The following is a 23400-nucleotide window of genomic DNA, read 5'->3' on the forward strand; positions in this document are numbered from 1 at the left end:
CCCCCAGTGACACAGTGCAGGCCCCGGACATGCTGTCCGGGGCCTGCGCTGGTTCCGCTGGTCTCGCTGGTTCCGCTGGTCTCGCTGGTTCCGCTGGTCTCGCTGCGGCTAGATGCCTGCGCCCTGATCGCCGGAGGAAGAGTGCCCGCCGGAACCGGATGATCCCGAACCGGATGATCCCGAACCGCCGGGTTGGCCGAACGAGCCCGGCGAGCCGGAACCGGATGAGCCGGAACCGGAGCCGCTGGAACCCGAGCCGCTGCTGGACGAGACCGAAGCAGGCTCCGATGAAGACTGCCCGGAAATCGTGGAACCGTCCTTGTAGGTGGCTGACACCTCGATCTTGCGCGGCTTCGACCGTTCGCTCACCGGAATGAAGACGCTCAGCACACCGTTCTCGTACTTCGCGGAGATCGAGTCAATATCAATGCCCTGGCCAAGATTCAGTTGGCGCAGGAAGGTCCCGCTTTCCCGTTCACGGTTCAGCCAGGTAACCCCCTCGGTGGTGTGGATGGTCCGCTCGGCCCTGATGGTCAGCAACTGGCCGTCAACGTCCACGTCCACTGAACCGGGGTCGATACCCGGCAGATCCGCGTTGAGGATGTAGTGGTCGCCCTCGCGGTAGAGGTCTATCGGCATAAGCCGCAACCGCTGCCGGGGATCAAGAAGAGCGCCTGCCATCCGGTCAAGCTCACGGAAAGGATCAAACTTCATCGCCATTGTCATCAACTCCTGTTGCGCCGGTACCCGCCGGGCACCGGTGATTGGAATGCCGTTGTAGGAAAAGGGTCGATAAAGGTTGAGTCGTCGTGACTCAACGATGAAATTCACGCTAGCACTCGGCACTTTTGAGTGCTAGGTTCGACGTCCGATTTTACCCGCAGGCGCCCGGTTTTAGTCGGTCAGCCGAGCGGCCAGGAATGGACGGCAGCATTGGTGTGCATGTTCTCCCAATAAAGCCGGGAGAGCTCGCCCAGTGCCGCCGACCGGGGCATTCCGGCACCCTCGAGGCGGCGCAGTGTGGCGATCTGCCATGCTGCGCCGTTCTGCTCCGTGCGGGCACGCTCGGACACCACGTTCAGGTAGCGGTCGATCAGGGAAGAATCCACTTTCAGTTCCCGCAGCCCCTCGGCGGCCTGCGGAATCAGGTGGCGCACAATCAGCTCAGCCACCGGAATCTCGCCGATGCCCGGCCAGTACACAGCCGCCTCCAGTCCGTGCCGGGCACAGGCCAGGAAGTTGTCCGACGCCGTCTTGAAGGCGATGCGGCTCCACAGCGGCCGGTCTGCCGTGCGGAGATACTCCACGAGACCGTAATAGAACGCCGCGTTGGCGACCACGTCCAGGACGGACGGGCCGGCCGGCAGCACCCGGTTCTCCAGGCGCAGGTTGGGTGTGCCGCTGCCGGGGTCATAGATCGGCCGGTTCCAGCGGTAGACCGTGCCGTTGTGGAGGCGCAGCTCGGGCAGCAGCGGCGCACCGAACGCTGTGGCTTCCGTTCCGTTGCCGGAGAGCTCCGGAAGCAGTGCGGGGAAGTAGCGTACGTTCTCCTCGAAGAGATCGAAGATCGACGTAATCCACCTTTCCCCGAACCAGACTCGGGGGCGTACGCCTTGATTGCGCATTTCCGGCGGTCGGGTGTCGATGGCCTGCTTGAAGAGTTCAATCCTGGTCTCATGCCAGAGCACGTGTTCCATAAAGATGGGCGAATTGGCGGCAAGGGCAACCTGCGGGGCGGCAATCATCTGCGCCGCATTCCAGGCGGGCGCAAACTGGTCGGGCGAGACTTCCAGATGCAGCTGGACCGACGTGCATGCAGCCTCCGGCGCGATATTCTGTGCGTAGAAGGACAGCGGCTCCGGGCCTGACAGATCCAGGAGGACGTCTTCTCCCCGGGCCTGGAGGACTGACGTGTTCAAGGCCGCATAACGCTGCCCGCTGCTGAGCCAGTCCCATCCGTCCATGAAGCGGGGGGTGAGGGTGGGGAGGATGCCCACCATCATGATGTCCGCCGCTTCCTGGGCGGCACGCTCATCGGCGCGGTTGAGCTGCGTCCGCAGGCTGTCCTCGAGCTCCTTCAACCCAAACTGCGCCACCGACATTGCGGGGTGGTTCATCTCGATGTTGAAGGCGCCGATCTCGGTCTGGAAGGCCGGATCGGCGATGCGGTCAAGGACAGCCTTGTTGCGGAGGGCGGGGGAGAAGTCGCGGTTGGTCAGGTTCAGTTCCAGTTCCAGGCCAATGCTGGCCGTGTCCGCAAACTGCGCGGTGGAAAGGAAGTGAGCGAAGTGGTCCAGGTTTTCCAGCAAGCGCTGCCGGTAGGCCGTGCGCTGCGCCCGGCTGAAAGTCCTGCTCGTAACTTCTGCGCCCATGGCCCGTTACTTCTTTTTCAGGCCCTTGAGAACATTGGCGGGCCGTTGCATTTCCCCGTGCTGGGCACCCATCACAATCACCGCCCCCGAAAGCACGGGGATGCTCCACTGCAGGACCTTCAGTTGGCGCTGGGCCGACTTCAGTTCCTTTGACGCTCCCTCATGGGGCTCCGTGGCCCCTTGGCTGCCCTGTTCCGAGAGCTTGCCGACCTTTCCACCGAGGATCCCCGAATAAAGCGTGACGACGGCTGCCAGTGCCGTAACCGCCGTCTTGTATACGGTGAGTGGGCCAACCCCCTCCTGCTGGGAAACCCGGGTTTTGTTGTCGCCGATGAGTGCGAGTCCGGCGAGGAAGTGCAGTCCGATTGCCCCGGCCTGCACAGGGGCCCATTTTTTCCAGCCAAGGGCGGACAACCGCGCTCTCTCAGTGGGGTCCTTGGCCTTCGCGGTGGCTCCGTTAAGCCCGACGGCGCCCATCAGGGAACCACCGAACCAAGCCGCTGCCGTGAGGTCATGGACAGATCGTGCTATTAGGTTTGCCGCCACTGTGATGCTCCTGTGCGTTGTGGGCCAAGGGGTCGTCCAGCCGGATTATTCGGCAGGAAGCGGGCCCGCAGGCTCTTCTGATCGGTGCAAAAAGAAAACCACGCACAGAATCCAATAGCAAGGGCGCTTACAATCCTAACACGCTACACATTCGTAACTAAGTGTGCTTATTATCGAGTTACGGACCATCCGATCTTGATCAGCAGTTGCAATGACGAAAGAGAGCGATGATGACAGAGAACTTCACTCCGCGTGACGGAAGCCATGCAGCATCCCCGGCCGGAAGCACCAACGATTCCACGGCCGCAGCGAAGGCCGACGCCGCCAAGCAGCAGGCAGGTGACCTCGCCCAGCAGGCCAAGGGTAATGCCGCTCAGGTAGCGGACACCGCCAAGTCTGAAGCAGCGGGCGTCGCCTCCGAAGTAAAGACCAACGCCAAGGACCTGTTTACCCAGGCCCGTTCCGATCTCACCGAGCAGGCTGGTACCCAGCAGCAGAAGGTGGCCGAAGGTCTCCGCTCGATGGCTGACGAGCTGCACTCCATGGCTCAGTCCGGCCAGTCCGGTGTAGCCACCGATCTCGTGGGTGAAGCAGCCAGCCGTGCATCCTCTGCTGCCACCTGGCTTGACGGCCGTGATCCGGGATCCCTGCTGAATGAGGTCAAGGGCTTTGCCCGCCAGCGTCCCGTTGCCTTCCTGGCTCTCGCAGCCGGAGCCGGTTTCCTGGCCGGCCGCCTGAACAAGGGCCTGAGTGCAGGCCTCCCGAGTCAGGGCGCAACCGGATCCGCCGGCCAGCACGTGGCACCGCCCGTGCCTCCCGTGACGCCTGTCCCGGCGGCCCCGGCGGCCAACCCCACGGTTGGCACCACCGGGACCAACGATCCGTTCGGCACCGAACCGGTCCGCCAGCCCGGTACGGGTCCCGCGTCGGCGCAGACTCTTCCGCCCACCCCCTCCACCGGCGTTCCGGCAGCTGATCCCTACAGCGGTGGTCGGCACTGATGAGCACCGAACTCCCTCCCACACCAGCGCAGGCTAAGGCTGAATCCACGTCCCTGGGCGATCTGCTCGGCCAGGTGACGCAGGACATGTCCACCCTCATGCGTCAGGAAGTGGAGCTGGCGAAGGTCGAACTTAAGCAGTCCGCAACCCGCGCAGGCACGGGCGCCGGAATGTTCGCCGGCGCGGCCGTCGCAGGGTACTTCGTACTCCTCTTCCTCTCTATCGCCCTGTGGTACGCACTGGGCACGACGGCGATCGGCTTCGGCTGGTCCGCAGTGATCGTGGCGGTTCTCTGGGCCATCGTTGCCGCCGTCCTGGCATCACGTGGACGCAAGGAAATGAAGAAGATCAAGGGCATGCCGCAGACGTCCGAGACACTGCAGGAGATCCCCCAGACCATGAAACCAAGCGAGGAAACACGATGAGTGAAAACCCCGATGAGATCCGCGCCGACATCGAAGCAACCCGCCGGCGCCTAGGCACCAACGTGGACGCAGTGGCGGACAAGGTAACTCCCTCCCACATCGTCCAGCGCCAGACGGACAAGATGAAGGACAAGGTATTCGGAGTGAAGGACAAGGTGATGGGTGTGGCCGATTCAGTAGGTAACAGCGCAAGCAATACCGGCAGCAACATCGGCGGCAGCGTTTCCGACATGGGCGGCAGTGTTTCGGACGGCATGTCCGCCGCCGGCTCCGCTGTCCAGGGTGCACCGGCGAAGCTCGCAGGCCAGGCGCAGGGCAACCCCATTGCAGCAGGCCTGATTGCCTTCGGCGCCGGTCTGCTCGCAGCAACGCTGATCCCCACCAGCGACAAGGAGCGCGTCGCTGCCGACAACATCAAGACCGCCGCGCAGCCGATGACCGACGAACTGGCCGGGGCAGCCAAGCAAATGGCCGAGGGCCTCAAGGAACCGGCTCAGGAAGCGGTCGAGAACATCAAGGCCACTGCCACGGACGCCGCGCAGAACGTGAAGTCCGAAGGCCAGGCAGCTGCTTCCGACGTCAAGGATTCCGCTACCGAAGCCCCGCAGAACGTGAAGAACGCCTAGCAGAACGCTAAAAACGACGGCGGTGCCGCACCTGCAAAGGAGCGGCACCGCCGTCGTTTTTCGTGTCCTCAGCCGCTACGGCCCCAGGGGCCGGTCAGCGGGGGACAGCGTCCTTGTCATTGGCATACAGGACACCGATCTGCGCCCGTACGGTGTCAAAGAGCCGCATGGTCCGCAGGGAATCCGCCCAGGTCATGGTGGGGCTTTCCACCAGCCCCGCCTGGATGCACCGGGTCACCTCCCGCAGCTCGTACGCGTAGCCGTTGCCGACCTGCGGGAACCGCTCCACCCGGGCCTCTCCGTCATGCGGCACGATGGTCAGTTCCACCGGGTTATGCAGGGGTGAACCGGTGCGGAGCCAGCCCCTGGTGCCGGAAATGACCGCAGTCCGCGGGGAGGAGGAAACCAGTGACGAGGTCAGCTGTGCCAGGCCGCCGGACGCGTAGCCGAGCGTCAAAGCGTTCTGCGTGTCCACGCCGTCGGCGTTAATGCTGCCGACCGCGTGAACCGTCTCGGGGTAGCCGAGCGCACCCAGGGCAAAGGTGAGCGGATAGACGGTCAGGTCCAGCAGTGCTCCTCCGCCAGCCGCCGGATCCCAGAGCCTGCTGGCCGGGTCATACGCTGCCGGGAAACCCAGGTCTGCCTGCACCCAGTTGATGTCCCCGAGTTCACCCGAGGCAATGAGTTCCCAGATCCGGTTGATGCAGGGCAGGAAACGGGTCCAGACCGCTTCCATGAGGAACAGGTTGCGGGACCGCGCCAGCTCGATCAGGTCCTCGGTTTCGCGGGCATTGATGGTCAGCGACTTTTCGCACAGCACGTGTTTGCCGGCCTCCAGCGCACGCCGGGCTATCCGATAGTGCTGGGCGTGCGGGGAGGCGATGTAGACGACGTCCACTTCGGGATCGGCAAAGAGCCGGTCATAGCCCGAGACATCGTCGGCGTCGAAGTAGCTGCTGGCGAAGCCGAAGCGGGAGGCGAACTCCTCGGCCGTGGCCTGCCGGCGGGAACTGACCGCCTGGAGGACGGCATCCTCCAACCGGGCGATGTCTTCAGTGACACGCTCAGCGATATTTCCGGTGGCCACTACGCCCCAGCGCAGGGTGCGTCCCGTGGACTGGACGGGACTTGGAGCTCCCGGCTGGACACAGGGGGGTGTGGGTATGTGTTGAACGGCAGTCATGGTCCTCGTCTTCCGCGTCGTTGCAGGGAGTACCCCTACTCTATGGTTGCAGCCTGCCGGGGCCTAGGGGTGGACTTCGAGTCCGTGCGGCTCCAAGTGCGGCAGCAGGGTGTGGAACGGGGTGGATCAGGTGTGGAACAGCCCGGGTTTCCGTGAAGGAAACCCGGGCTGTTCCGCCCGAAGGGGCAGTTGCTGTGCAGGTATTACTTGGTCAGCTCGGAGAGCGTGGGGTCATTCGCGTAGGCCTCGGCAGCGTTGGCCTTGGTGACGATGACCGGCTCCAGCAGGTAGCTCTCGACTACCTTCTTGCCGTTGTCGTAGCTCTCGTCGTCATTGATTTCGACCTCTTCGCCGGCGCCCAGTGCCTTGACCATGTCAATGCTCTGGTTCACCAGGTTACGGGTGTCCTTGTTGATGGTGGAGTACTGCTTGCCTTCCATGATCAGCTTGACGGATTCCACCTCGGAGTCCTGGCCGGTAATGACGGGCAGTGCCTTGCCGGCGCCGGTGACCGAGGTCAGGACGGCGCGGGCCAGGGTGTCGTTGGGGGAGAGGACGCCGTCCAGTTCCTGGGAGGCGTAGTTGCTGGAGAGCAGGGTGTCCATGCGCTTCTGGGCGTTCTCTGCCTTCCAGCCCTGGGTGACAGCCTGGTTGAACTCGGTCTGGCCGGAGCCGACTACGAGGTTTCCTGCTTCGATCTCCGGCTGGAGGATATCCATGGCGCCGTCGAAGAAGACCTGGGCATTGGCGTCATCCGGGGAACCGGCAAACAGCTCAATGTTGTACGGACCTTCGGGCTTCTTTTCCTTCAGCCCGTCCAGCAGGGCCTGGCCCTGCAGCTGGCCGACCTTGAAGTTGTCGTAGGCCACGTAGTAGTCAACGTTTTCGGTGTTGGTCAGCAGGCGGTCATAGGCGATGACGGTGATGCCGGCATCCTTGGCGTCCTGCAGCTGTGAGCCGAGCTGGCTGCCGTCGATGGCACCCACAATGAGGACCTCGACACCGTTGGTGATCATGGAGCTGATCTGGTTCTGCTGTTCGGACACGCCGCCGTTGGCGAACTGGACCTGGCCCTCGTAGCCGGCCTCCTTGAGGCCGTCGTTGAAGAGGGTCTCGGCGAGCACCCAGTTTTCCGAGGTTTTCTGCGGCAGGGCGACGCCGATGGCTGCCCCGTCCTCGAAGCCTTCTTCGGCTCCGGAAGCGGTTTCTTCGGTGCGGCCGCAGGCGGACAGCGACAATGCTGCCACCGTTGCCGCAACGGCGAAGGATTTTGCGAATTTACGCATGGTGTTCTCTTTCTTGATAGCGGTGCTGGAAATAGAGCGGAGTAAGTAGTGCGGTCTAGGCGTCGGTGGCAATGACAGTCTTGGTGCCCGTGGGCATTTCCGGGGTGGCGTCGACGACGGCGGGGGCCGGCTTGGGCTTGTTGCCGCCGAAGTTGCGCATCAGCAGCCCGGTGATGGAGGGCTTGCCCTGGGTCTTGTTGTAGACGTCCAGTGCGACGGCGAGCAGCAGGACCAGGCCCTTGATCATGGAGGTGGTGTCCGCGCCCACGCCGAGCAGCTGCAGGCCGTTGTTCAGGACGGCCATGACCAGGCCGCCCACGATGGAACCGACTACGGTTCCGACGCCGCCGGAAACGGCCGCTCCGCCGATGAAGACGGCGGCAATGGCGTCAAGTTCCCAGTTGGTGCCGTCAAACGGACCGGAGGCGGTGGAGCGGGCAACGAAGATCATGCCGGCCAAGGCGGCCAGAATCGACATGTTCATCATGACCATGAAGTTGACCTTCTTGCCCTGCACGCCGGAGAGCTCCGCAGCGTGCCGGTTGCCGCCCACCGCGTAGACGTGGCGGCCAAGGATGGTCTTGTTGGAGACGAACCCGTAGAAGAGGACCAGGACGCCCAGGATGATGCCCGAGACCGGGAAGGACGTGCCGGGACGGCCCGTGGCGAAGAGGTACGTGGCGTAGAGGATGACCGCGCAGAGCAGGCCGATCTTAACCACCGGAACCCAGGCAGGCGGGTTGGCGGTGCCGAGCTTGGCGTTGCGGGAACGCTTGCGCATTTCGCCGTAGATCACTGCGGCGCAGAGGATCAGGCCCAGCAGCAGGGTCAGGTTGTTGTAACCCGGGATCGGGCCGCCCTCGGGCAGATAGCCGGCGCCGATGAACTGGAATTCGGAGGGGACCGGAACGGTGTTGGACTTGCCCACCCACTGGTTGGCCCCGCGGAAGATCAGCATGCCTGCCAGTGTCACGATGAACGCCGGGATTCCGACGTACGCCACCCACAGGCCCTGCCAGGCGCCGATTGCCGCGCCCACCAGCAGGCCCAGGAGTATGCCCGCGTACCAGGGCAGGCCCCAGTCCCGCATGGCCATCGCTACGACGATGCCCGAGAACGCGGCGACGGATCCCACCGAGAGGTCGATGTGGCCGGCAATAATCACGAAGACCATGCCCACCGCCAGGATCAGGATGTAGGAGTTGCCGTTGAACAGGTTGATCATGTTCGTGGGCGTCAGGGTCTTGCCCCCGGTGAGGACCTGGAACAGGCCGACCAGGATGGCCAAGGCGAAGATCATCCCGAATTGGCGGCCGTTGCCGCCCAGGAGTTGCTTGATGGCGTTCATGAAAGTGTTCCTTGAGTGGCGTAGTCGGCGGGCTTCCGGGCGGGGGAGGTCATGAGCCTCATGAGGTTCTCCTGGTTGGCCTCCGCCTTGGAGACCTCGCCGGTGATCGCCCCTTCGAAGATGGTGTAGATGCGGTCCGAGAGGCCCAGGAGCTCGGGGAGCTCAGAGGAAATCACGATGACTCCCTTGCCCTGGTTCGCGAGCTGCTGGATGATTCCGTAGATTTCGTACTTGGCGCCCACATCGATGCCGCGGGTGGGTTCGTCCAGGATCAGCAGGTCCGGGTCGGTGAACATCCACTTGGCCAGGACAACCTTCTGCTGGTTGCCGCCGGAGAGCTTGGAAACGCCCTCATCGACGGTGGGTGCCTTGGTGCGCAGGCTCTTGCGGTATTCCTCCGCGTGGCGGAACTCGGCGTCGTTGTCGACAACCAGGCCCCGGGTGATCTTCTTAAGGTCAGCTGAAACCGTGGTGGCCTTGATGTCGTCCAGGAGGTTCAGGCCCAGGGTCTTGCGGTCTTCGGTGACGTAGGCCAGGCCATGGTTAATGGCGGAGTGCACCGTCTTGAGGGTGATCTCCTTGCCGTCCTTGATGATCTGGCCGGAGATGAAGTTGCCGTAGGAGCGGCCGAAAACGGAACGGGCCAGCTCGGTGCGCCCGGCGCCCATCAGCCCGGCAAATCCGACAATCTCGCCGCGCTTCACGTGGAAGTCCGCACCCTTGCAGACCAGGCGGTCCGCGACGGAGGGGTGGCCCACGGTCCAACCGCGGACCTCGAAGAACGTTTCACCGATCTTCGGGGTGTGGTCCGGGAACCGGGATTCCAGGGAACGTCCAACCATGCCGCGGATGATGCGGTCTTCGTCCGCGCCTTCGGCGGCGACGTCGATCGTCTCTACGGAGCGGCCGTCGCGGATGATGGTGATGGAATCCGCGATCTGCTCAATCTCGTTGAGCTTGTGCGAGATCATGATGCAGGAGATGCCTTTGTCCCGCAGGCCGGACATCAGGCCCAGCAGGTGCTGGGAATCGGTCTCGTTGAGCGCGGCGGTGGGCTCGTCGAGGATCAGCAGCTGCACTCGCTTGTTCAGTGCCTTGGCGATCTCCACCAGCTGCTGCTTGCCCACACCCAGATCCTTGATGGGCGTGGTGGGGTCTTCGTTGAGTCCCACCCGTTCCATGAGGTCCAGGGTGTCGAAGTTGACCTTGTCCCAGTCGATGACGCCGAACCGGGTGGGTTCGTTGCCCAGGAATATGTTCTCGGCAATGGAGAGTTCGGGAATCAGTGCCAGTTCCTGGTGGATGATGACAATTCCGGCGGCCTCGCTGGACCGGATGTCCCGGAACTGGACGGGCCTGCCTTGGAAGACGATTTCTCCGGTGTAGGTGCCGTGGGGGTAGACCCCGGAGAGGACCTTCATCAGCGTGGACTTTCCGGCGCCGTTTTCTCCGCAGATGGCGTGGATTTCGCCGGCCCGGACGTTCAGGGCCACATCCGCGAGGGCCTTGACGCCGGGGAACTCCTTGGTGATGGAGTGCATTTCCAGAATGAATGGACTAGCCGACATGCGTTTTGTCCCTGCCGTGGTGGCAGGGAGCGCGCCGCGCGCCTACTGCCGGAGCTGCTTCTGCTCGCATGAGTGCCTCCGTGTGACCTCTTTGTCGTGATACGGCCCACAGAGTGGGCCGGTAAGGAAGTTACCACGGTCACAGGCACTGCCGTCAAGTCTTGAACACAACAACCGCTGTTTCGGGTAGTTTTTGATTCGCCCGGCAAGTACTAGGCTGCCGCGGCCCCCTGTTCCTGGAGGACGAGTGCGGCTGCGCCCAGGGCTTCGGCGCGGTCCCCGAGGGAGGACATAAGCACGGTGGAGGTTTCGCCGACCAGGGGAACGGCATGCCGCAGCAGGCCGCGGCGGATCGGGTCCAGGAACGTGTCCCCGAGATCGGTCAGCGAACCGCCGATGATGATGAGTTCCGGGTTCAGGGTATTCGCGAGGTTGGCGGCGGCGCGGCCGACTGCAGCGCCGGCGTCGTCAATGACGCGCAGGGTGGCCGGGTCCTTTCCGGCGGCGCGCGAAAGGATGTCCGCGGTGGTGACGGGGCCCTTGGAGGCGCGGCTCAGCAGCTCGATCATGATGGAGGTCGACGCTATGGTTTCCAGGCAGCCGCGGTTGCCGCAGCGGCAGATCAGCCCCTGGTCGAAGATGGTGGCGTGTCCGATCTCCCCGGTGATGCCGACATTCCCGTAGTAGAGCGAACCGTTGATGACCAGCCCGGCACCGATGCCGGAGGCAACCTTGATGAAGATCAGGTTTTCGCTGCAGCCGTGCGGCCCCCAGGTGACTTCCGCCAGCGCCCCGAGGTTGGCGTCGTTGTCGATGTAGACCGGGACACCCAGCCGGTCGGCGAGGTCTTCGCGCATATTGATTCCCACCCATTCGGGAAGGATCGCGCCCTGGACCACAGTGCCCGTGCGCCGGTCAATGGGGCCGGGGATGCCGACGCCGGCGCCCAGGACGGCACTGCGGTCCGCCCCCTGCCGGCGCAGCAGCCGGGCCAGCAGGGCCGCAGCGGCATCCATGCCCTCTGCTGCGGAGTGGCCCAGCGGAAGCTGGATGGACTCTTCCTGGAGGATCCGGTGGCCGAGCGAGGCCAGGATCACCCTGACGTGCCGGCGTCCAATGTCGATGCCGGCAGCGACGGCTCCGGACTCGTTGAGCCGCACCGAAAGTGCCCTGCGCCCGGAGCTGGTGGTGGGCTCGGTGATAACGAGCTGACGCTCGCTCATATCACCCACGATGTTGGACACAGTGGCGCGGGACAATCCCGTCTGGCGCGAAAGTCCCGCCTGCGTCAACGGCCCCGAGGCCAGGAGGGCCTGGACAATGCGCTGCCGGTTGCGTTCACGAAGGGCGCTCTGCGAGCCCGGCTTGGATGGGGTGGTTCCCGGTGTACGGGTGGTCCTCAACGTCGAGGATGGATCGGCTGGCATTAGTTTAGCGTGCTACATCACACTCTTGCAGTCAAGAAGTGAACACAAGCCTAGGGCTGCGACGCTACGGCAGCCCGGTGGTCAGCGGCCGTCTGCCGGTAGTTTTCCGCGTTCGCCTTCACCCCGGCGACCTCCTCGTCAGTGAGGGTCCGGCGGACCTTTGCCGGCATGCCGGCCACCAGCGAACGGGGCGGGACCACGGTGCCTTCAAGGACCAGGGCACCGGCGGCCACGAGGGAGCCGGCACCGATTACGGCACCGTTCATAATCGTGGCGCTCATGCCGATCAGGCAGTCGTCCTCGACCGTGCAGCCGTGCACCACGGCATTGTGGCCGATGCTCACCCGGTCGCCCACCGACGTCGGGAAGCCCGGGTCCGCATGCAGGACCACGTTGTCCTGGAGGTTGGTCCCGGCCCCCACGCGGATGCTGTTGGAATCACCGCGGACGCATGCGCCGTAGAAGGCGCTGGAGTCCGCTGCCATGGTGACGTCGCCAATGAGCGAAGCGGTGGGAGCGAGGAAGACAGTGGGATCGACCGCGGGGGTCTTGCCCCGGAATTCAATGATGTGTGCCATGGAACCCAGCGTAGCGCCGGCCGGATACCCGTTAGCGGAGGCAGCGCCCGTAGAAGGAACGGCCTAGCTGAAGACGATGGTCCGCCGGCCGTCCAGCAGGACCCGGTGCTCGGCATGCCATTGCACCGCCTTGGACAGCGCCCGCCCCTCGACGTCGCTGCCCAGGGCCGCGAGCTGGGCAGCAGACCGGGCATGGTCCACCCGGATGACTTCCTGTTCGATGATGGGACCTTCGTCCAGGTCCGACGTTACGTAATGCGCCGTGGCACCGATCAGCTTCACTCCCCGGGCATGCGCCTGGTGGTAGGGCCGCGCTCCCTTGAAGGAGGGCAGGAAGGAATGATGGATGTTGATGGCCCGCCCGGACAGATCGCGGCAGAGGTCGTTGCTCAGGATCTGCATGTAGCGGGCGAGGACCACCAGCTCAATGTCCAGCTCGGCCATTAGGGCGCGCAGCCGGTCCTCCGCCTGGTCCTTCGTGTCCGGGGCGACGGGGATGTGGTGGAACGGCACACCGTAGAAATCGGCGAGGGGCTCCAGCTCGCGGTGGTTGGAGACAATGGCCGGGATGTCAATCGGCAGCGTCCCCGCGCGCTGCCGGAACAGCAGGTCATTGAGGCAGCGGCCGGACTTGGACGCCATGATCAGGGTGCGGGTCCGGCGGCCGGCGCGGTGCAGCTCCCAGGACATGGCAAATGCGGAGGCCGTTGCGGCGAGTTCCGTATGGACCTGCTCGTAGGAACGCGGGGAAGTGAAGTCCACGCGCATAAAGAAGGAGCCGGTTTCCGGACTGCCGAACTGCGCCGACTCGGTGATGTTGCCTTCGGCTGCCACCAGGGAAGCGCTGACGGCATGGACAATGCCGGGACGGTCGGGGCAGGACAACGTCAGGGTGAAGGCGTTGGCGGCGGGGGCGTCGGGAGAGGAAATCATGGCGGTCACCCTTGCTAGGTTACCGGTTTCAGCGCCCTGACCTAGGGTGGGCACATGGATGTGATGTTCCTTCCGTTTTCTGACAAGGATGAGGGAGAGCTCGTACGTTTCCTCACTACCAACAGCTTTCCGTACCACCGGATCAAGGCGCCTTCCGAGGGGCTGGTGCGGCGCCTCCTGATCGAGGGGCGGTTCGACGGCGACGGCGTGAGCACCTTCTGGGTGTTCGGCGACAACCACCGCATGGGTCTGGTCATCCTGGAGGAGCTGGGCACGAGTACGCCGGTGCTGGACCTGCGCCTGGTGGAGAAGTTCCGCGGCCGGGGCAACGGCGTCCCGGTGTTGAAATCCCTTACCGGCATGGTGTTCGACGACTACCCCGAAGCGCACCGCTTTGCGGGCCGTACGCGGGAGGACAACATCGCCATGCGCAAGACCCTGCTGCGTTCAGGCTTCGTGAAGGAAGCGCATCACCGAGAGGACTGGCCGCTGGAAGACGGACACAGGGTTGCCACGGTGGTTTACGCCATCCTGCGGCGTGACTGGGAGAAGGGCACGGTTACGCCCGTCAACTGGGAAGAGGTGCTTTCGTAGCCGGCTGCCGTTGTACGGCAGCAAGCGCCGCTGCACGGCCGGCGCGGGTGGCCCCCAGCGTGGAGGAGGACTCGCCGTAGCCCACCAGCAGCAGACGCGGCTCGCGCACCACCCGAACCCCGTCCATTCGAATCCCGCCGCCTGGTTCGCGCAGGTGCAGCGGAGCCAGATGCTCCAGGGCGGCACGAAAACCGGTGGCCCACAGGACCGCGTCCACGGACTCGGCGGACCCGTCCGCGAAAACAACACCGGAGGCGGTCAGGCGTCCGATCCCTCCGCGCGAAACGAGCACCCCGTCTTCAATGCCCCGACGGTATTCATCGGTCAGCGGCAGACCCGTGGCGGCTACGACGCTCAGCGGCGGCAGGCCGGCACGGGTCCTGGCGCTGACTTTCGCTTCCACCGCCCGCCCCCATTCGGAGTCGAACGGACGGAGGGTGAATTCCGGCGGCCGGCGCGTGGACCAGACCGTTTCCACACCGGCACGGTGCAGCTGCAGCAGGAACTGCACCGCGGAGGTGCCGCCGCCGACCACCAGGACCCGCTGCCCGGCAAAGTCAGCCACGCTCCGGAAGTCCCGGGTATGCAGCTGGCGGCCGCGGAAGGACTCCCGCCCCGGATAGTAGGGCCAATACGGCCGGTCCCACGTACCCGTCGCGTTGATGACCGTGCGGGCCTGCCACTCCCGGCCGTCCACGGCGCGGACCGCGAGCCGGCCGCCGTCGCCCTCCGCCACCGCCGACACGGAGACCGGCCGGACGACGTCGAATCCGAACTCCTGCTCATAGCGGCCGTAGTACCTGGTGACGACGGCGGAAGCGGGCTCGGCGGGATCGGGTGAGCCCAGCGGCATCCCCGGGAGGTCGTGCAGGGCGTGCGCAGCACCGAAGGTCAGCGAATCCCACCTGTGCCGCCAGGCCCCGCCCGGCCCGGGGTTCGCGTCCAGCACGGTGAAACCGCCGCCGGGCTCCAGTCCCCGGCGGCGCAGGTGATAGGCGGCACTGAGTCCGGCCTGGCCGGCTCCGATCACCAGTATGTCCGTTTCCACCTTTTGCACTCCTTCGTTCTTGGGAACCGTAACGGTCCGGGCATTGCGGCTATTCCGCCGAAGCCCTGCGGCCGGGGGACAGGTGAGGCTAGGATGGAGAGCGTCGCGACTGGCGTTAGGTGGATTACCACCAGGAAGCGGCACGGCACCCTGCGGGGTGTCCTAACGACCACGGATCGCACGCCTGGGCCGAGGGTCACGCGCGAAACTGTTGTGCCATGCCCGGCCTATGCCCCGACAGGTAGCCTGACCTATAGAGAACCCTTCCCAGGAGATCCACGTGAGAGTATCCACCCACCCCGTCACCAACGCGCCGCTTATCGATGTTGATCCCGAAATAGCAGCGGTACTGAATGATGAATTGTCCCGCCAGCGCAGCACCCTCGAGATGATCGCTTCCGAGAACTTCGCGCCGCGCGCCGTCCTGGAAACCTCCGGTTCCGTCCTCACCAACAAGTACGCCGAGGGCTACCCCGGGCGCCGCTACTACGGCGGCTGTGAACATGTGGACGTGGCGGAGAACCTTGCCATCGAGCGGGTGAAGGCCCTGTTCGGTGCCGAGTTCGCCAATGTCCAGCCGCATTCCGGCGCGCAGGCAAATGCTGCCGCGCTCGCGGCCCTGATGGCACCGGGCGAGAAACTGATGGGGCTGAACCTGGCCCACGGCGGGCATCTTACCCACGGCATGAAACTGAACTTTTCCGGCAAGCTGTACGACGTCGCGGCCTACGGCGTGGACGAGCAGACGTACCGGGTGGACATGGACCGGGTCCGCGAACAGGCGCTGGCAGAACGCCCGCAGGTTATTGTCGCCGGCTGGTCCGCCTACCCGCGGCAGCTGGACTTCGAGGCCTTCCGCTCCATCGCCGATGAAGCAGGTGCCTATCTTTGGACCGACATGGCGCATTTTGCCGGACTGGTGGCCGCCGGACTGCACCCCAACCCGGTGCCGGTGTCCGACGTCGTCACCTCCACCGTGCACAAGACCCTTGCCGGGCCGCGGTCGGGAATGATCCTGGCGAAAAAGGAATACGCGAAGAAGCTGAACTCCGCCGTCTTCCCCGGCCAGCAGGGCGGCCCGCTGATGCACGTGATTGCCGCGAAGGCCGTGGCCTTTAAGATTGCCGGCACCGAGGAGTTCCGGGAACGGCAGGAACGCGTGCTCGAGGGCGCGCGGATCATTGCCGACCGCCTGAATGCGCCGGACGTCGCCGAACACGGAGTGTCAGTGCTCACCGGCGGCACCGACGTACACCTGATCCTGGTGGACCTGCGGCACTCCGCCCTGGACGGCAAGCAGGCCGAAGACCTGCTTGATTCCGTTGGCATCACGGTGAACCGCAATTCCGTGCCGTTCGACCCGCGTCCGCCGATGGTCACGTCCGGCCTGCGGATCGGCACCCCCGCGCTCGCAACCCGGGGCTTCGGCGCAACGGAGTTCACCGAGGTTGCCGAGATCATCGCCGCCGCGCTGAAGCCCGCTCCCGACGTTGAGGCCCTTCGTGCCCGCGTGGGTGCGCTGACTGAGAACTTCCCGCTCTACCCCGGACAGGAGGAATGGTAACCGTGGAGAAAGGAACCAATATGGAGGGTCCCGCGACCGATGAGGCCGCCAGCGTCAACCTTGGCTGGGAGGTTAAGGAGAAAACCGAATACGGCACTCCGGTCGCGGCGAAGATCCTGGACGGCCGCGCCGCCGCCCGGGAGATCAAGGATGACCTGGCCGAACGGGTGCGGGTGCTGAAGGAAGAGCACGGCATCACCCCGGGCCTGGGCACCGTGCTGGTGGGCGATGATCCCGCCAGCCACTCCTACGTGGGCGGCAAGCACAAGGACTGCAAGCAGGTGGGGATTAACTCCATCCGCAGGGACCTTCCCGGCGACATCAGCCAGGCAGACCTGGAAAAGGTCATCGACGAGCTGAACGAGGACCCGGCCACCACCGGCTACATTGTGCAGCTCCCGCTGCCGGCGCACATCGATGCGAATGCCATCCTGGAACGGATTGCGCCGGAAAAGGACGCGGACGGGCTGCACCCGGTCAATCTGGGCCGCCTGGTGCTCAACGTCAGCGAACCGATGACGTCTCCGCTGCCCTGCACGCCGCACGGGATCGTGCAGCTGCTGGTCCGCAACGGGATTTCGCTGAACGGCAAGAAGGTCCTGGTGGTTGGACGCGGCGTCACCGTCGGGCGGCCGCTCGGCCTGCTCCTGACCCGCCGGCCGATCAACGCCACGGTCACCCTGGCGCACACCGGGACCGCGGACCTGTTCGAGCACCTGCAGGCAGCCGACGTGGTGGTTGCCGCGGCCGGCTTCCCTGAAATGATCCGTGCCGAGGAGCTCAAGCCCGGCGCCATCGTGCTGGACGTCGGGGTCACCCGGGTCACCGACCCGGAAACCGGGGAGACCACGCTGACCGGCGACGTCGAGCCGGCAGCGGCCGACGTCGCATCCTGGATTTCGCCCAACCCGGGCGGCGTGGGCCCGATGACCCGCGCAATGCTGCTGGCGAACGTGGTGGAAGCCGCCGAACGGCAGGCCGGAATCCTGGTCTAGAACCGAATCGGTGCAATTGACGGGGCCGGTGCGTGGCAACATGCACCGGCCCCGTCCTGCGTCCACTATGCTGTCTCAAGTGTCACAGATCACATCAAGCAAAACCGTCCCCGAAACCCGCTCCGACTTCGTCATTTCCGCACGGAACCTGACCAAGTCCTACGGTGATTTCACCGCCGTCAACGGCATCTCCTTCGACGTTCCGCCGGGGGAGTCCTTCGGGCTCCTCGGGCCCAACGGCGCCGGGAAATCCACCACCATGAAGATGATCGGCGGCGTCGCCCAGCGCAGCGGCGGAGACCTCAGCATCATGGGGCTGGACCCGAACACCTATGGCCCGGAGGTCCGCGCACACCTGGGCGTGGTGCCGCAGCAGGACAACCTGGATGAGGACCTGCGCGTGCGGGACAACCTCCTTGCCTACGGACGCTACTTCGGCCTGCCCAAGAGCTACCTGCAGCCCAAGGCCGACGAACTGCTGGAATTCGCGCAGCTCACCGACAAAGCCAAGGCCCGTGTGGACTCGCTCTCCGGGGGTATGAAGCGGCGCCTGACCATTGCGCGGTCCCTGATCAACGACCCGAAGATCCTGCTGCTCGATGAACCGACCACCGGCCTTGATCCGCAGGCCCGGCACATCCTCTGGGACCGGTTGTTCCGGCTCAAGGAAGCCGGGGTGACGCTGATCCTCACCACCCATTACATGGACGAGGCCGAGCAGCTGTGTGACCGGCTGATCGTAGTGGACAAGGGCGCGATCATGGCTGAAGGGTCGCCGTCGGCCCTGATCCGTGAGCATTCCACCCGTGAGGTGGTAGAGCTGCGGTTCGGTTCGGAGCGCAACACCACCGTGGCCGCTGAGCTGGAGGGGATCGGCGAGCGGCTGGAGACCCTTCCGGACCGGGTGCTGATTTACGCCGATGACGGCGAAGCCGCCCTGGAAGCCGTGACCGGCCGGGGGCTGCGGCCCATCACCTCGCTGGTGCGCCGCTCCTCGCTGGAAGATGTGTTCCTGCGCCTGACCGGGAGGAGCCTCGTTGACTAGGCCGGAATCCGCTGCCCAACCTGCACTTGAGCGCCATGAGGTCCTCGGACTGCGGTCGCCGCTGACCCCGCGCCAAACCGCCGCCAAGGCGCGGCGCTTCGGTGCCTTGTACTACGCGGACATGTGGATCCGCCGGATGCGCGGCTACCAGGGGACCGTGCTGATGACCGCCATAGGCACCCCGCTGGTCTACCTGCTGGGCATGGGCACGGGCCTGGCGGTGCTGATCGACGGGAACTCGAACGCGGGTTTCCCGGGTGGCGACGGTTCGACCGTGTCCTACCTGGTGTTCCTGGGACCTGCCCTCGTGGCCACGGCAGCGCTAATGGTCTCCAGCGAGGAAAATACCTACACCGTCATGGGCGGATTCAAGTGGCACCGGACCTACTACGGACCCAACGCTTCGCCGATCTCCAGCGGACAGATTGCCCTCGGCCACGTCCTGGGAGTTACGGTCCGCATCCTGCTGACCACGGGCCTCTACTACCTGTTCCTGGTGCTCTTCGGTGCCGTGGTGCAGCCTGCAACCGGTTGGCTCATGATCTTCACGGCGCTGCTGGCCGGACTTGCGTTCGGGATGCCGCTATTGGCGTTCAGCTCCACCCTGAAAGAGGACAAGGGGCAGTTCGCCATGGTCCAGCGGTTCATTGTGATGCCGCTGTTCCTGTTCTCCGGCACCTTCTTTCCGCTGGAGTCGCTGCCGCTGGCCGTCCGCTGGATCGGCTGGATCTCGCCGCTCTGGCATTCCACCGAACTGGGCCGGGTGCTCAGCTACGGACACCCGGAGCCGGCAGCCATGACCGCCGTCCACCTGGTGTACCTGCTGGTCCTGACCGTCGGTGGGCTGGTACTGGCCCGGCGGAACTTCACGAGGAGGCTCGACGGATGAGCATCGAAAACCGCACGGCGCCTACTGTGCTGGTACCGCAGGACAGGTTCCTCGGCTCGCTGTACGGACGAAATATCCGGGCCGTGATTGCCCGCGGGCTCAAGGCCACATGGGGCACCAACTGGAGCATCATGGTCAGCGGGTTCGTCGAACCGGTGCTGTACCTGGTGGCCATGGGCATAGGCCTGGGCGCTTTGGTGGGCGCGGTTTCCGGCCCCGGCGGGCAGGAAATGGAATATGCCAACTTCATTGCGCCGGCGCTGCTGGCAGTGTCGGCGATGAACGGCGCGGTGTACGACTCCACCATGAACGTGTTCTTCAAGCTCCACTACTCCCGGCTCTACGAGGGCATGCTGTCCACGCCCCTGGGTCCGTTGGACGTGGCGATGGGAGAGATCTTCCTGGCCCTGCTCCGCGGAGCTCTCTATGCCACCGGCTTCACCGCCGTGATGGGCGCGATGGGCCTGATCACCTCACCCTGGGCGCTGCTGATGATTCCGGCCGCCGTGGTGATCGCTTTTGGCTTCGCTTCCTTCGGAATGGCCGTGACCAGTTACATGAAGACCTTCCAGCAGCTGGACTGGGTCCAAATGATCATGCTGCCCATGTTCCTGCTCTCTGCCACCTTCTATCCGCTGAGTGTGTACCCCGAAGCGGTGCAGTCCGTGATCCAGGCACTGCCGCTCTGGCACGGCGTGGAACTGCTCCGGCAGATCAGTGTGGGCATCTTCAGCTGGGGAACGGCAGGGCACCTGCTGTACTTCGTGGTGATGATTGTGCTCGGCCTGACCCTGACCACTAACCGGCTCCGGGCGCTGTTCCTGAAGTAGGCTCCGGGTCAGCCGGCCAGCTGCTCGTATTTTCGGGCGAAGATTCCGGCCGCGCGGTCATTGAAGAGCACAAACTCCGCGCGCTTCAGCGTCCCCGGAGTGTGGGCCAGGACCTCCTGCAGCCCGATTCCCGCCACGGTCTCCGGGTCCCACCCGTAGATGCCCGCACTCACGGCCGGAAAGGAAATGCTCTCTGCGCCCAGCTCCTCGGCAACGGCCAGGGCGCTGCGGAAACAGGACCTCAGCAGCTCGGGGTCCGTTTCCCCTGCCCCGGCGTTGGGACCCACGGTGTGCACCACCCACCGCGCAGGCAGGTCGAACGCGTCCGTAGCCACGGACCGGCCTGTGGGAAGCCCCTGCGGCAACGATGTCCTGCGCAGCTCACGGCAGGCGGCCAGGAGCTTCGGGCCCGCCGCCCGGTGGATGGCGCCGTCCACTCCGCCGCCGCCGAGCAACGATGAGTTGGCAGCATTGACGACGACGTCGGTATCCCGGGTGGTGATGTCGCCGGTGGCGATGGTGATCTGCATCGAGCCAGTCTGCCACCGCAGCCGCCCCGTTTTCCACCGCGGGACGGGCCTGCACCACCGCGCAGAGCGAACGCGGCATCCGGCACCTGTCCGAGTTTGAGAGAATAAAACCATGCAGTCGATCCGAAACGGCCAGACGCCGTCGTCCTCGTCCTCGCCCGGCCGCGGCATTAGCCGCAAGATGGGCTCTACGGGCATCGTCGTGATGCTCATTGTCTTCCTGGTGGCAGTGGTTTTCGCCGCCAACCAGAATGACGTCATCGGTTGGCTGGTGGTCATTGTGTCCCTCGGCTGGCTGTTCCTCTCGACGTTCGTGGTGTTCTCGGTTCGGAGTGCCACGCGCAAGGCCACCGCAAAGCTCGCCGGTGCCACCGCCGGCCTTGCTCCCCGCGGCGGCGTCCAGGTGGTCGACGAAAGCACCACTGTGCGCGACCAGAAACTGGACCACAGCTTCAAGATCATCCAGGTCCAGGCGAAGGTCATTGTCCAGAACCTGGACGCTGACCGGGAAATGGTGGACCGTGCCCTGGAGACCATCGAGATCACGGCGTCCAACGGCCGTGGCATGATCAAGAAGGACGACGGCGGGCCTGTCGAAGGCACCGTAGTCGACTAGTTCCCGCCCACCGCTTCCGGGCGCGCCGTGCCGGTGGCGGCCGTTTCGGGATGAACAGCTACTGAGGAGTATGGTTATTCGCGTGAGTTCGGCATCAACAGGGACGGCATCGACAGGGACTATGGACAGTTCCGGGGAAACCCTGCGCATTGCGTCCGTGAACGTCAACGGCATCCGTGCCGCCTACAAGCGGGGCATGGCCGATTGGCTGGCGGAGCGCGATGTGGACATCCTGTGCCTGCAGGAGGTGCGCGCGCCCGACGCCATCCTGAAGGACCTGCTTGGTGATACCTGGCACGTCCAGCACGCCGAATGCCTTGAGGCCAAGGGCCGTGCCGGTGTCGCCATCGCCTCCCGCACCGAACCGGTCGCCGTCCGCGAGCACATCGGCGACGAGTACTTCGCACGTTCGGGCCGCTGGGTAGAGGCGGACTTCAAGGTCGCGGTGGCGGGAGAAGAGAAGATCCTCACCGTCGTCAGCGCCTACGTCCATTCCGGCGAGGTGGATACGCCCAAGCAGGTGGACAAGTACCGCTTCCTCGACACCATGGCCGTCCGGCTGCCCGCCCTGGCGCAGACCAGCGACTTCGTCCTGGTGGTGGGGGACCTGAACGTGGGACACACACCCCTGGACATCAAGAACTGGAAGGGCAACGTCAAGCGCGCAGGTTTCCTGCCCGAGGAACGTGCCTACTTTGACCGCTTCTTCGGCGAGGAAATCGGTTACACCGACGTCCACCGCTCCCTCGCCGGTGAGGTCAACGGACCGTACACCTGGTGGAGCTGGCGCGGACAGGCGTTCGACAATGACTCCGGCTGGCGGATCGACTACCACATGGCCACGCCGGAGCTGGCGGCACGGGCCGTCAACGCCGTCGTCGACCGTGCCCCCACGTATGACTCCCGCTTCTCAGACCACGCTCCAGTAGTGATCGACTACCAGTTCTAAGGGTTTCCTCCATGACATCTGAGTCTTCCAGCAGCCGCCGGCGCATCCTCTCGGGAATGCAGCCGTCCGCCGATTCCCTGCATCTGGGCAACTACCTCGGCGCCTTGGTGAACTGGGTGCGGCTTCAGGACGAATACGACGCCTACTTCTTCATCCCGGACCTGCACGCCATCACGGTGCCCCAGGATCCCGAGGACCTGCGCAAGCGCACCCGCGTCACCGCTGCCCAGTACATTGCGGGCGGCGTCGACGTCGACAAGGCGACCCTGTTTGTCCAGTCCCAGGTGCCCGAGCACGCCCAGCTGGCATGGGTGCTGAACTGCCTCACCGGATTCGGTGAGGCCTCCCGCATGACGCAGTTCAAGGACAAGCAGCAGCGCTTCGGCTCTGACTCGGCCAGTGTCGGACTGTTCACCTACCCGATCCTGCAGGTGGCCGACATCCTGCTCTACCAGCCGCACGGCGTGCCCGTGGGCGAAGACCAGCGGCAGCACGTAGAGCTGAGCCGGGACCTCGCCAAGCGGTTCAACACGCGGTTCGGCGACACCTTCGTGGTGCCCGAGGTCTTTATCCAAAAAGAAGCGGCCAAGATCTACGACCTGCAGAACCCCTCGGCGAAGATGTCCAAGTCCGCCGCGTCGCCGGCAGGCCTGATCAACCTCCTCGATGAGGACAAGGTCATAGCCAAGCGGATCAAGTCGGCAGTGACCGACGACGGCAGCGAGATCCGTTTCGACCGGGACGCCAAGCCGGGGATCTCGAACCTGCTGTCCATCTACTCCCTGATCAGCGGACGTAGCGTGGAAACCCTGGAGAAGGAGTACGAGGGGAAGATGTACGGACACCTGAAGGTGGACCTTGCGGAGGTCGTCACCGAACACATCCGGCCCATCCGTGAACGTGCCCTGCACCTGCTGGACGATCCGGCCGAGCTGGACCGCCTGCTGGCCGTCGGTGCTGCCAAGGCCAGGGAGTCGGCGTCGGTGACTCTCGCAGACGTGTACAACAAGGTCGGCTTCCTGCCGCTGGGCAGCGTTACCGCGTAGT

Annotated in this window: 23 protein-coding genes and 1 pseudogene; 12 read left to right on the forward strand and 12 right to left on the reverse strand. The window is 64.9% G+C overall.

Annotated elements, in window-relative coordinates; all coding sequences use genetic code 11:
• Window positions 1–327 precede the first annotated feature (327 nt).
• The 3 genes and pseudogenes from NNX38_RS13500 to NNX38_RS13510 all read right to left on the reverse strand — a co-directional run.
• Window positions 328–720 (reverse strand): annotated as a pseudogene (locus tag NNX38_RS13500) (Hsp20/alpha crystallin family protein); the annotation flags it as partial.
• 182 nt (window positions 721–902) lie between these two features.
• Window positions 903–2372 (reverse strand): glutamate--cysteine ligase, encoded by a 1470-nt coding sequence (locus NNX38_RS13505; RefSeq protein WP_255798473.1) that lies wholly within the window; start codon window positions 2370–2372, stop codon window positions 903–905.
• 6 nt (window positions 2373–2378) lie between these two features.
• The gene (locus NNX38_RS13510) at window positions 2379–2918 is read right to left on the reverse strand and encodes a hypothetical protein (protein WP_255798474.1); all 540 of its coding nucleotides are present in this window, start codon (window positions 2916–2918) and stop codon (window positions 2379–2381) included.
• 230 nt (window positions 2919–3148) lie between these two features.
• Between NNX38_RS13510 and NNX38_RS13515 the strand changes: the two genes are divergently transcribed.
• Genes NNX38_RS13515 through NNX38_RS13525 form a run of 3 tightly spaced genes read left to right on the forward strand, consistent with a single transcriptional unit; the run spans window position 3149 to window position 4970 of the window.
• Entirely contained in the window at window positions 3149–3919 is a 771-nt protein-coding gene (locus NNX38_RS13515; protein ID WP_255798475.1) for a hypothetical protein, read from the forward strand.
• Window positions 3919–4344, forward strand: a complete 426-nt coding sequence (locus NNX38_RS13520; RefSeq protein WP_229952527.1) for a phage holin family protein — start codon at window positions 3919–3921, stop codon at window positions 4342–4344. The genes NNX38_RS13515 and NNX38_RS13520 overlap by 1 nt, the downstream gene beginning before the upstream one ends.
• Window positions 4341–4970 carry a DUF3618 domain-containing protein gene (locus NNX38_RS13525; RefSeq protein WP_255798476.1) on the forward strand — a complete coding sequence of 210 codons (630 nt, stop codon included), beginning with the start codon at window positions 4341–4343 and terminating at the stop codon, window positions 4968–4970. The genes NNX38_RS13520 and NNX38_RS13525 overlap by 4 nt, the downstream gene beginning before the upstream one ends.
• Window positions 4971–5064: 94 nt before the next feature.
• Here NNX38_RS13525 and NNX38_RS13530 read toward each other — a convergent pair whose 3' ends face one another.
• The 7 genes from NNX38_RS13530 to purU all read right to left on the reverse strand — a co-directional run bounded on the left by NNX38_RS13530 (window position 5065) and on the right by purU (window position 13293).
• Window positions 5065–6153, reverse strand: a complete 1089-nt coding sequence (locus tag NNX38_RS13530; protein WP_255798477.1) for a Gfo/Idh/MocA family protein — start codon at window positions 6151–6153, stop codon at window positions 5065–5067.
• Window positions 6154–6356: 203 nt separating this feature from the next.
• Window positions 6357–7439: a sugar-binding protein gene (locus NNX38_RS13535; protein WP_255798478.1), complete on the reverse strand. Its 1083-nt coding sequence runs from the start codon at window positions 7437–7439 to the stop codon at window positions 6357–6359.
• Between the two features lie 55 nt (window positions 7440–7494).
• Window positions 7495–8787 carry a multiple monosaccharide ABC transporter permease gene (mmsB, locus tag NNX38_RS13540; protein ID WP_255798479.1) on the reverse strand — a complete coding sequence of 431 codons (1293 nt, stop codon included), beginning with the start codon at window positions 8785–8787 and terminating at the stop codon, window positions 7495–7497.
• Entirely contained in the window at window positions 8784–10355 is a 1572-nt protein-coding gene (mmsA, locus tag NNX38_RS13545) for a multiple monosaccharide ABC transporter ATP-binding protein (protein ID WP_255798480.1), read from the reverse strand. Before mmsA ends, mmsB begins: the two co-directional genes overlap by 4 nt.
• A 212-nt stretch (window positions 10356–10567) precedes the next feature.
• A complete protein-coding gene (locus tag NNX38_RS13550; protein WP_255798481.1) occupies window positions 10568–11782 on the reverse strand; it encodes an ROK family transcriptional regulator in 1215 nt (404 codons plus the stop codon).
• Window positions 11783–11832: 50 nt separating this feature from the next.
• Window positions 11833–12360, reverse strand: coding sequence for a gamma carbonic anhydrase family protein (locus tag NNX38_RS13555; protein ID WP_255798482.1), 528 nt, complete (start codon window positions 12358–12360; stop codon window positions 11833–11835).
• A gap of 63 nt (window positions 12361–12423) precedes the next feature.
• A complete protein-coding gene (gene purU, locus NNX38_RS13560; protein WP_255798653.1) occupies window positions 12424–13293 on the reverse strand; it encodes a formyltetrahydrofolate deformylase in 870 nt (289 codons plus the stop codon).
• A 54-nt stretch (window positions 13294–13347) separates the two neighbouring features.
• Between purU and NNX38_RS13565 the strand changes: the two genes are divergently transcribed.
• Entirely contained in the window at window positions 13348–13887 is a 540-nt protein-coding gene (locus NNX38_RS13565; protein WP_255798483.1) for a GNAT family N-acetyltransferase, read from the forward strand.
• On the opposite strand, the gene NNX38_RS13570 is transcribed toward NNX38_RS13565, so the two are convergent.
• Entirely contained in the window at window positions 13862–14944 is a 1083-nt protein-coding gene (locus NNX38_RS13570; protein WP_370646448.1) for an FAD-dependent oxidoreductase, read from the reverse strand. The two genes, NNX38_RS13565 and NNX38_RS13570, sit on opposite strands and share 26 nt — an antisense overlap.
• 271 nt (window positions 14945–15215) lie before the next feature.
• On the opposite strand from NNX38_RS13570, the gene glyA reads away from it, so the two are divergent.
• The 5 genes from glyA (at window position 15216) to NNX38_RS13595 (ending at window position 20258) form a co-directional block, all read left to right on the forward strand.
• Window positions 15216–16499: a serine hydroxymethyltransferase gene (glyA, locus tag NNX38_RS13575; protein ID WP_308219837.1), complete on the forward strand. Its 1284-nt coding sequence runs from the start codon at window positions 15216–15218 to the stop codon at window positions 16497–16499.
• A 20-nt stretch (window positions 16500–16519) separates the two neighbouring features.
• Window positions 16520–17494, forward strand: coding sequence for a bifunctional methylenetetrahydrofolate dehydrogenase/methenyltetrahydrofolate cyclohydrolase (locus NNX38_RS13580; protein WP_255798485.1), 975 nt, complete (start codon window positions 16520–16522; stop codon window positions 17492–17494).
• 67 nt (window positions 17495–17561) lie between these two features.
• Entirely contained in the window at window positions 17562–18539 is a 978-nt protein-coding gene (locus NNX38_RS13585) for an ABC transporter ATP-binding protein (protein WP_255798486.1), read from the forward strand.
• On the forward strand, window positions 18532–19428 hold the full coding sequence (locus NNX38_RS13590) for an ABC transporter permease (RefSeq protein ID WP_255798487.1): 897 nt from the start codon (window positions 18532–18534) through the stop codon (window positions 19426–19428). The genes NNX38_RS13585 and NNX38_RS13590 overlap by 8 nt, the downstream gene beginning before the upstream one ends.
• Window positions 19425–20258, forward strand: a complete 834-nt coding sequence (locus tag NNX38_RS13595; RefSeq protein ID WP_255798488.1) for an ABC transporter permease — start codon at window positions 19425–19427, stop codon at window positions 20256–20258. The genes NNX38_RS13590 and NNX38_RS13595 overlap by 4 nt, the downstream gene beginning before the upstream one ends.
• An 8-nt stretch (window positions 20259–20266) precedes the next feature.
• On the opposite strand, the gene NNX38_RS13600 is transcribed toward NNX38_RS13595, so the two are convergent.
• Window positions 20267–20788, reverse strand: coding sequence for an O-acetyl-ADP-ribose deacetylase (locus tag NNX38_RS13600; RefSeq protein ID WP_255798489.1), 522 nt, complete (start codon window positions 20786–20788; stop codon window positions 20267–20269).
• Between the two features lie 112 nt (window positions 20789–20900).
• On the opposite strand from NNX38_RS13600, the gene NNX38_RS13605 reads away from it, so the two are divergent.
• The 3 genes from NNX38_RS13605 (at window position 20901) to trpS (ending at window position 23399) form a co-directional block, all read left to right on the forward strand.
• Window positions 20901–21404, forward strand: coding sequence for a hypothetical protein (locus NNX38_RS13605; RefSeq protein ID WP_255798490.1), 504 nt, complete (start codon window positions 20901–20903; stop codon window positions 21402–21404).
• A 121-nt stretch (window positions 21405–21525) separates the two neighbouring features.
• Window positions 21526–22353: an exodeoxyribonuclease III gene (locus NNX38_RS13610; protein ID WP_229952511.1), complete on the forward strand. Its 828-nt coding sequence runs from the start codon at window positions 21526–21528 to the stop codon at window positions 22351–22353.
• A gap of 11 nt (window positions 22354–22364) precedes the next feature.
• Window positions 22365–23399, forward strand: coding sequence for a tryptophan--tRNA ligase (gene trpS, locus NNX38_RS13615; RefSeq protein WP_255798491.1), 1035 nt, complete (start codon window positions 22365–22367; stop codon window positions 23397–23399).
• Window position 23400 lies beyond the last annotated feature (1 nt).

The sequence above is a fragment of the Arthrobacter sp. zg-Y238 genome, assembly GCF_024385525.1.
In the GTDB taxonomy this organism is placed as follows: domain Bacteria; phylum Actinomycetota; class Actinomycetes; order Actinomycetales; family Micrococcaceae; genus Arthrobacter_B; species Arthrobacter_B jinronghuae.

Excerpts from the sequence above, each read along its gene's own strand:
- NNX38_RS13505 (WP_255798473.1), bottom strand. The coding sequence starts at position 2,372 with ATGGGCGCAGAAGTTACGAGCAGGACTTTCAGCCGGGCGCAGCGCACG.
- NNX38_RS13515 (WP_255798475.1), top strand. The coding sequence starts at position 3,149 with ATGACAGAGAACTTCACTCCGCGTGACGGAAGCCATGCAGCATCCCCG.
- NNX38_RS13520 (WP_229952527.1), top strand. The coding sequence starts at position 3,919 with ATGAGCACCGAACTCCCTCCCACACCAGCGCAGGCTAAGGCTGAATCC.
- NNX38_RS13525 (WP_255798476.1), top strand. The coding sequence starts at position 4,341 with ATGAGTGAAAACCCCGATGAGATCCGCGCCGACATCGAAGCAACCCGC.
- NNX38_RS13530 (WP_255798477.1), bottom strand. The coding sequence starts at position 6,153 with ATGACTGCCGTTCAACACATACCCACACCCCCCTGTGTCCAGCCGGGA.
- NNX38_RS13535 (WP_255798478.1), bottom strand. The coding sequence starts at position 7,439 with ATGCGTAAATTCGCAAAATCCTTCGCCGTTGCGGCAACGGTGGCAGCA.
- mmsB (WP_255798479.1), bottom strand. The coding sequence starts at position 8,787 with ATGAACGCCATCAAGCAACTCCTGGGCGGCAACGGCCGCCAATTCGGG.
- mmsA (WP_255798480.1), bottom strand. The coding sequence starts at position 10,355 with ATGTCGGCTAGTCCATTCATTCTGGAAATGCACTCCATCACCAAGGAG.
- NNX38_RS13550 (WP_255798481.1), bottom strand. The coding sequence starts at position 11,782 with ATGCCAGCCGATCCATCCTCGACGTTGAGGACCACCCGTACACCGGGA.
- NNX38_RS13555 (WP_255798482.1), bottom strand. The coding sequence starts at position 12,360 with ATGGCACACATCATTGAATTCCGGGGCAAGACCCCCGCGGTCGATCCC.
- purU (WP_255798653.1), bottom strand. The coding sequence starts at position 13,293 with ATGATTTCCTCTCCCGACGCCCCCGCCGCCAACGCCTTCACCCTGACG.
- NNX38_RS13565 (WP_255798483.1), top strand. The coding sequence starts at position 13,348 with ATGGATGTGATGTTCCTTCCGTTTTCTGACAAGGATGAGGGAGAGCTC.
- NNX38_RS13580 (WP_255798485.1), top strand. The coding sequence starts at position 16,520 with ATGGAGGGTCCCGCGACCGATGAGGCCGCCAGCGTCAACCTTGGCTGG.
- NNX38_RS13585 (WP_255798486.1), top strand. The coding sequence starts at position 17,562 with ATGCTGTCTCAAGTGTCACAGATCACATCAAGCAAAACCGTCCCCGAA.
- NNX38_RS13595 (WP_255798488.1), top strand. The coding sequence starts at position 19,425 with ATGAGCATCGAAAACCGCACGGCGCCTACTGTGCTGGTACCGCAGGAC.
- NNX38_RS13600 (WP_255798489.1), bottom strand. The coding sequence starts at position 20,788 with ATGCAGATCACCATCGCCACCGGCGACATCACCACCCGGGATACCGAC.
- NNX38_RS13605 (WP_255798490.1), top strand. The coding sequence starts at position 20,901 with ATGCAGTCGATCCGAAACGGCCAGACGCCGTCGTCCTCGTCCTCGCCC.
- NNX38_RS13610 (WP_229952511.1), top strand. The coding sequence starts at position 21,526 with ATGGACAGTTCCGGGGAAACCCTGCGCATTGCGTCCGTGAACGTCAAC.
- trpS (WP_255798491.1), top strand. The coding sequence starts at position 22,365 with ATGACATCTGAGTCTTCCAGCAGCCGCCGGCGCATCCTCTCGGGAATG.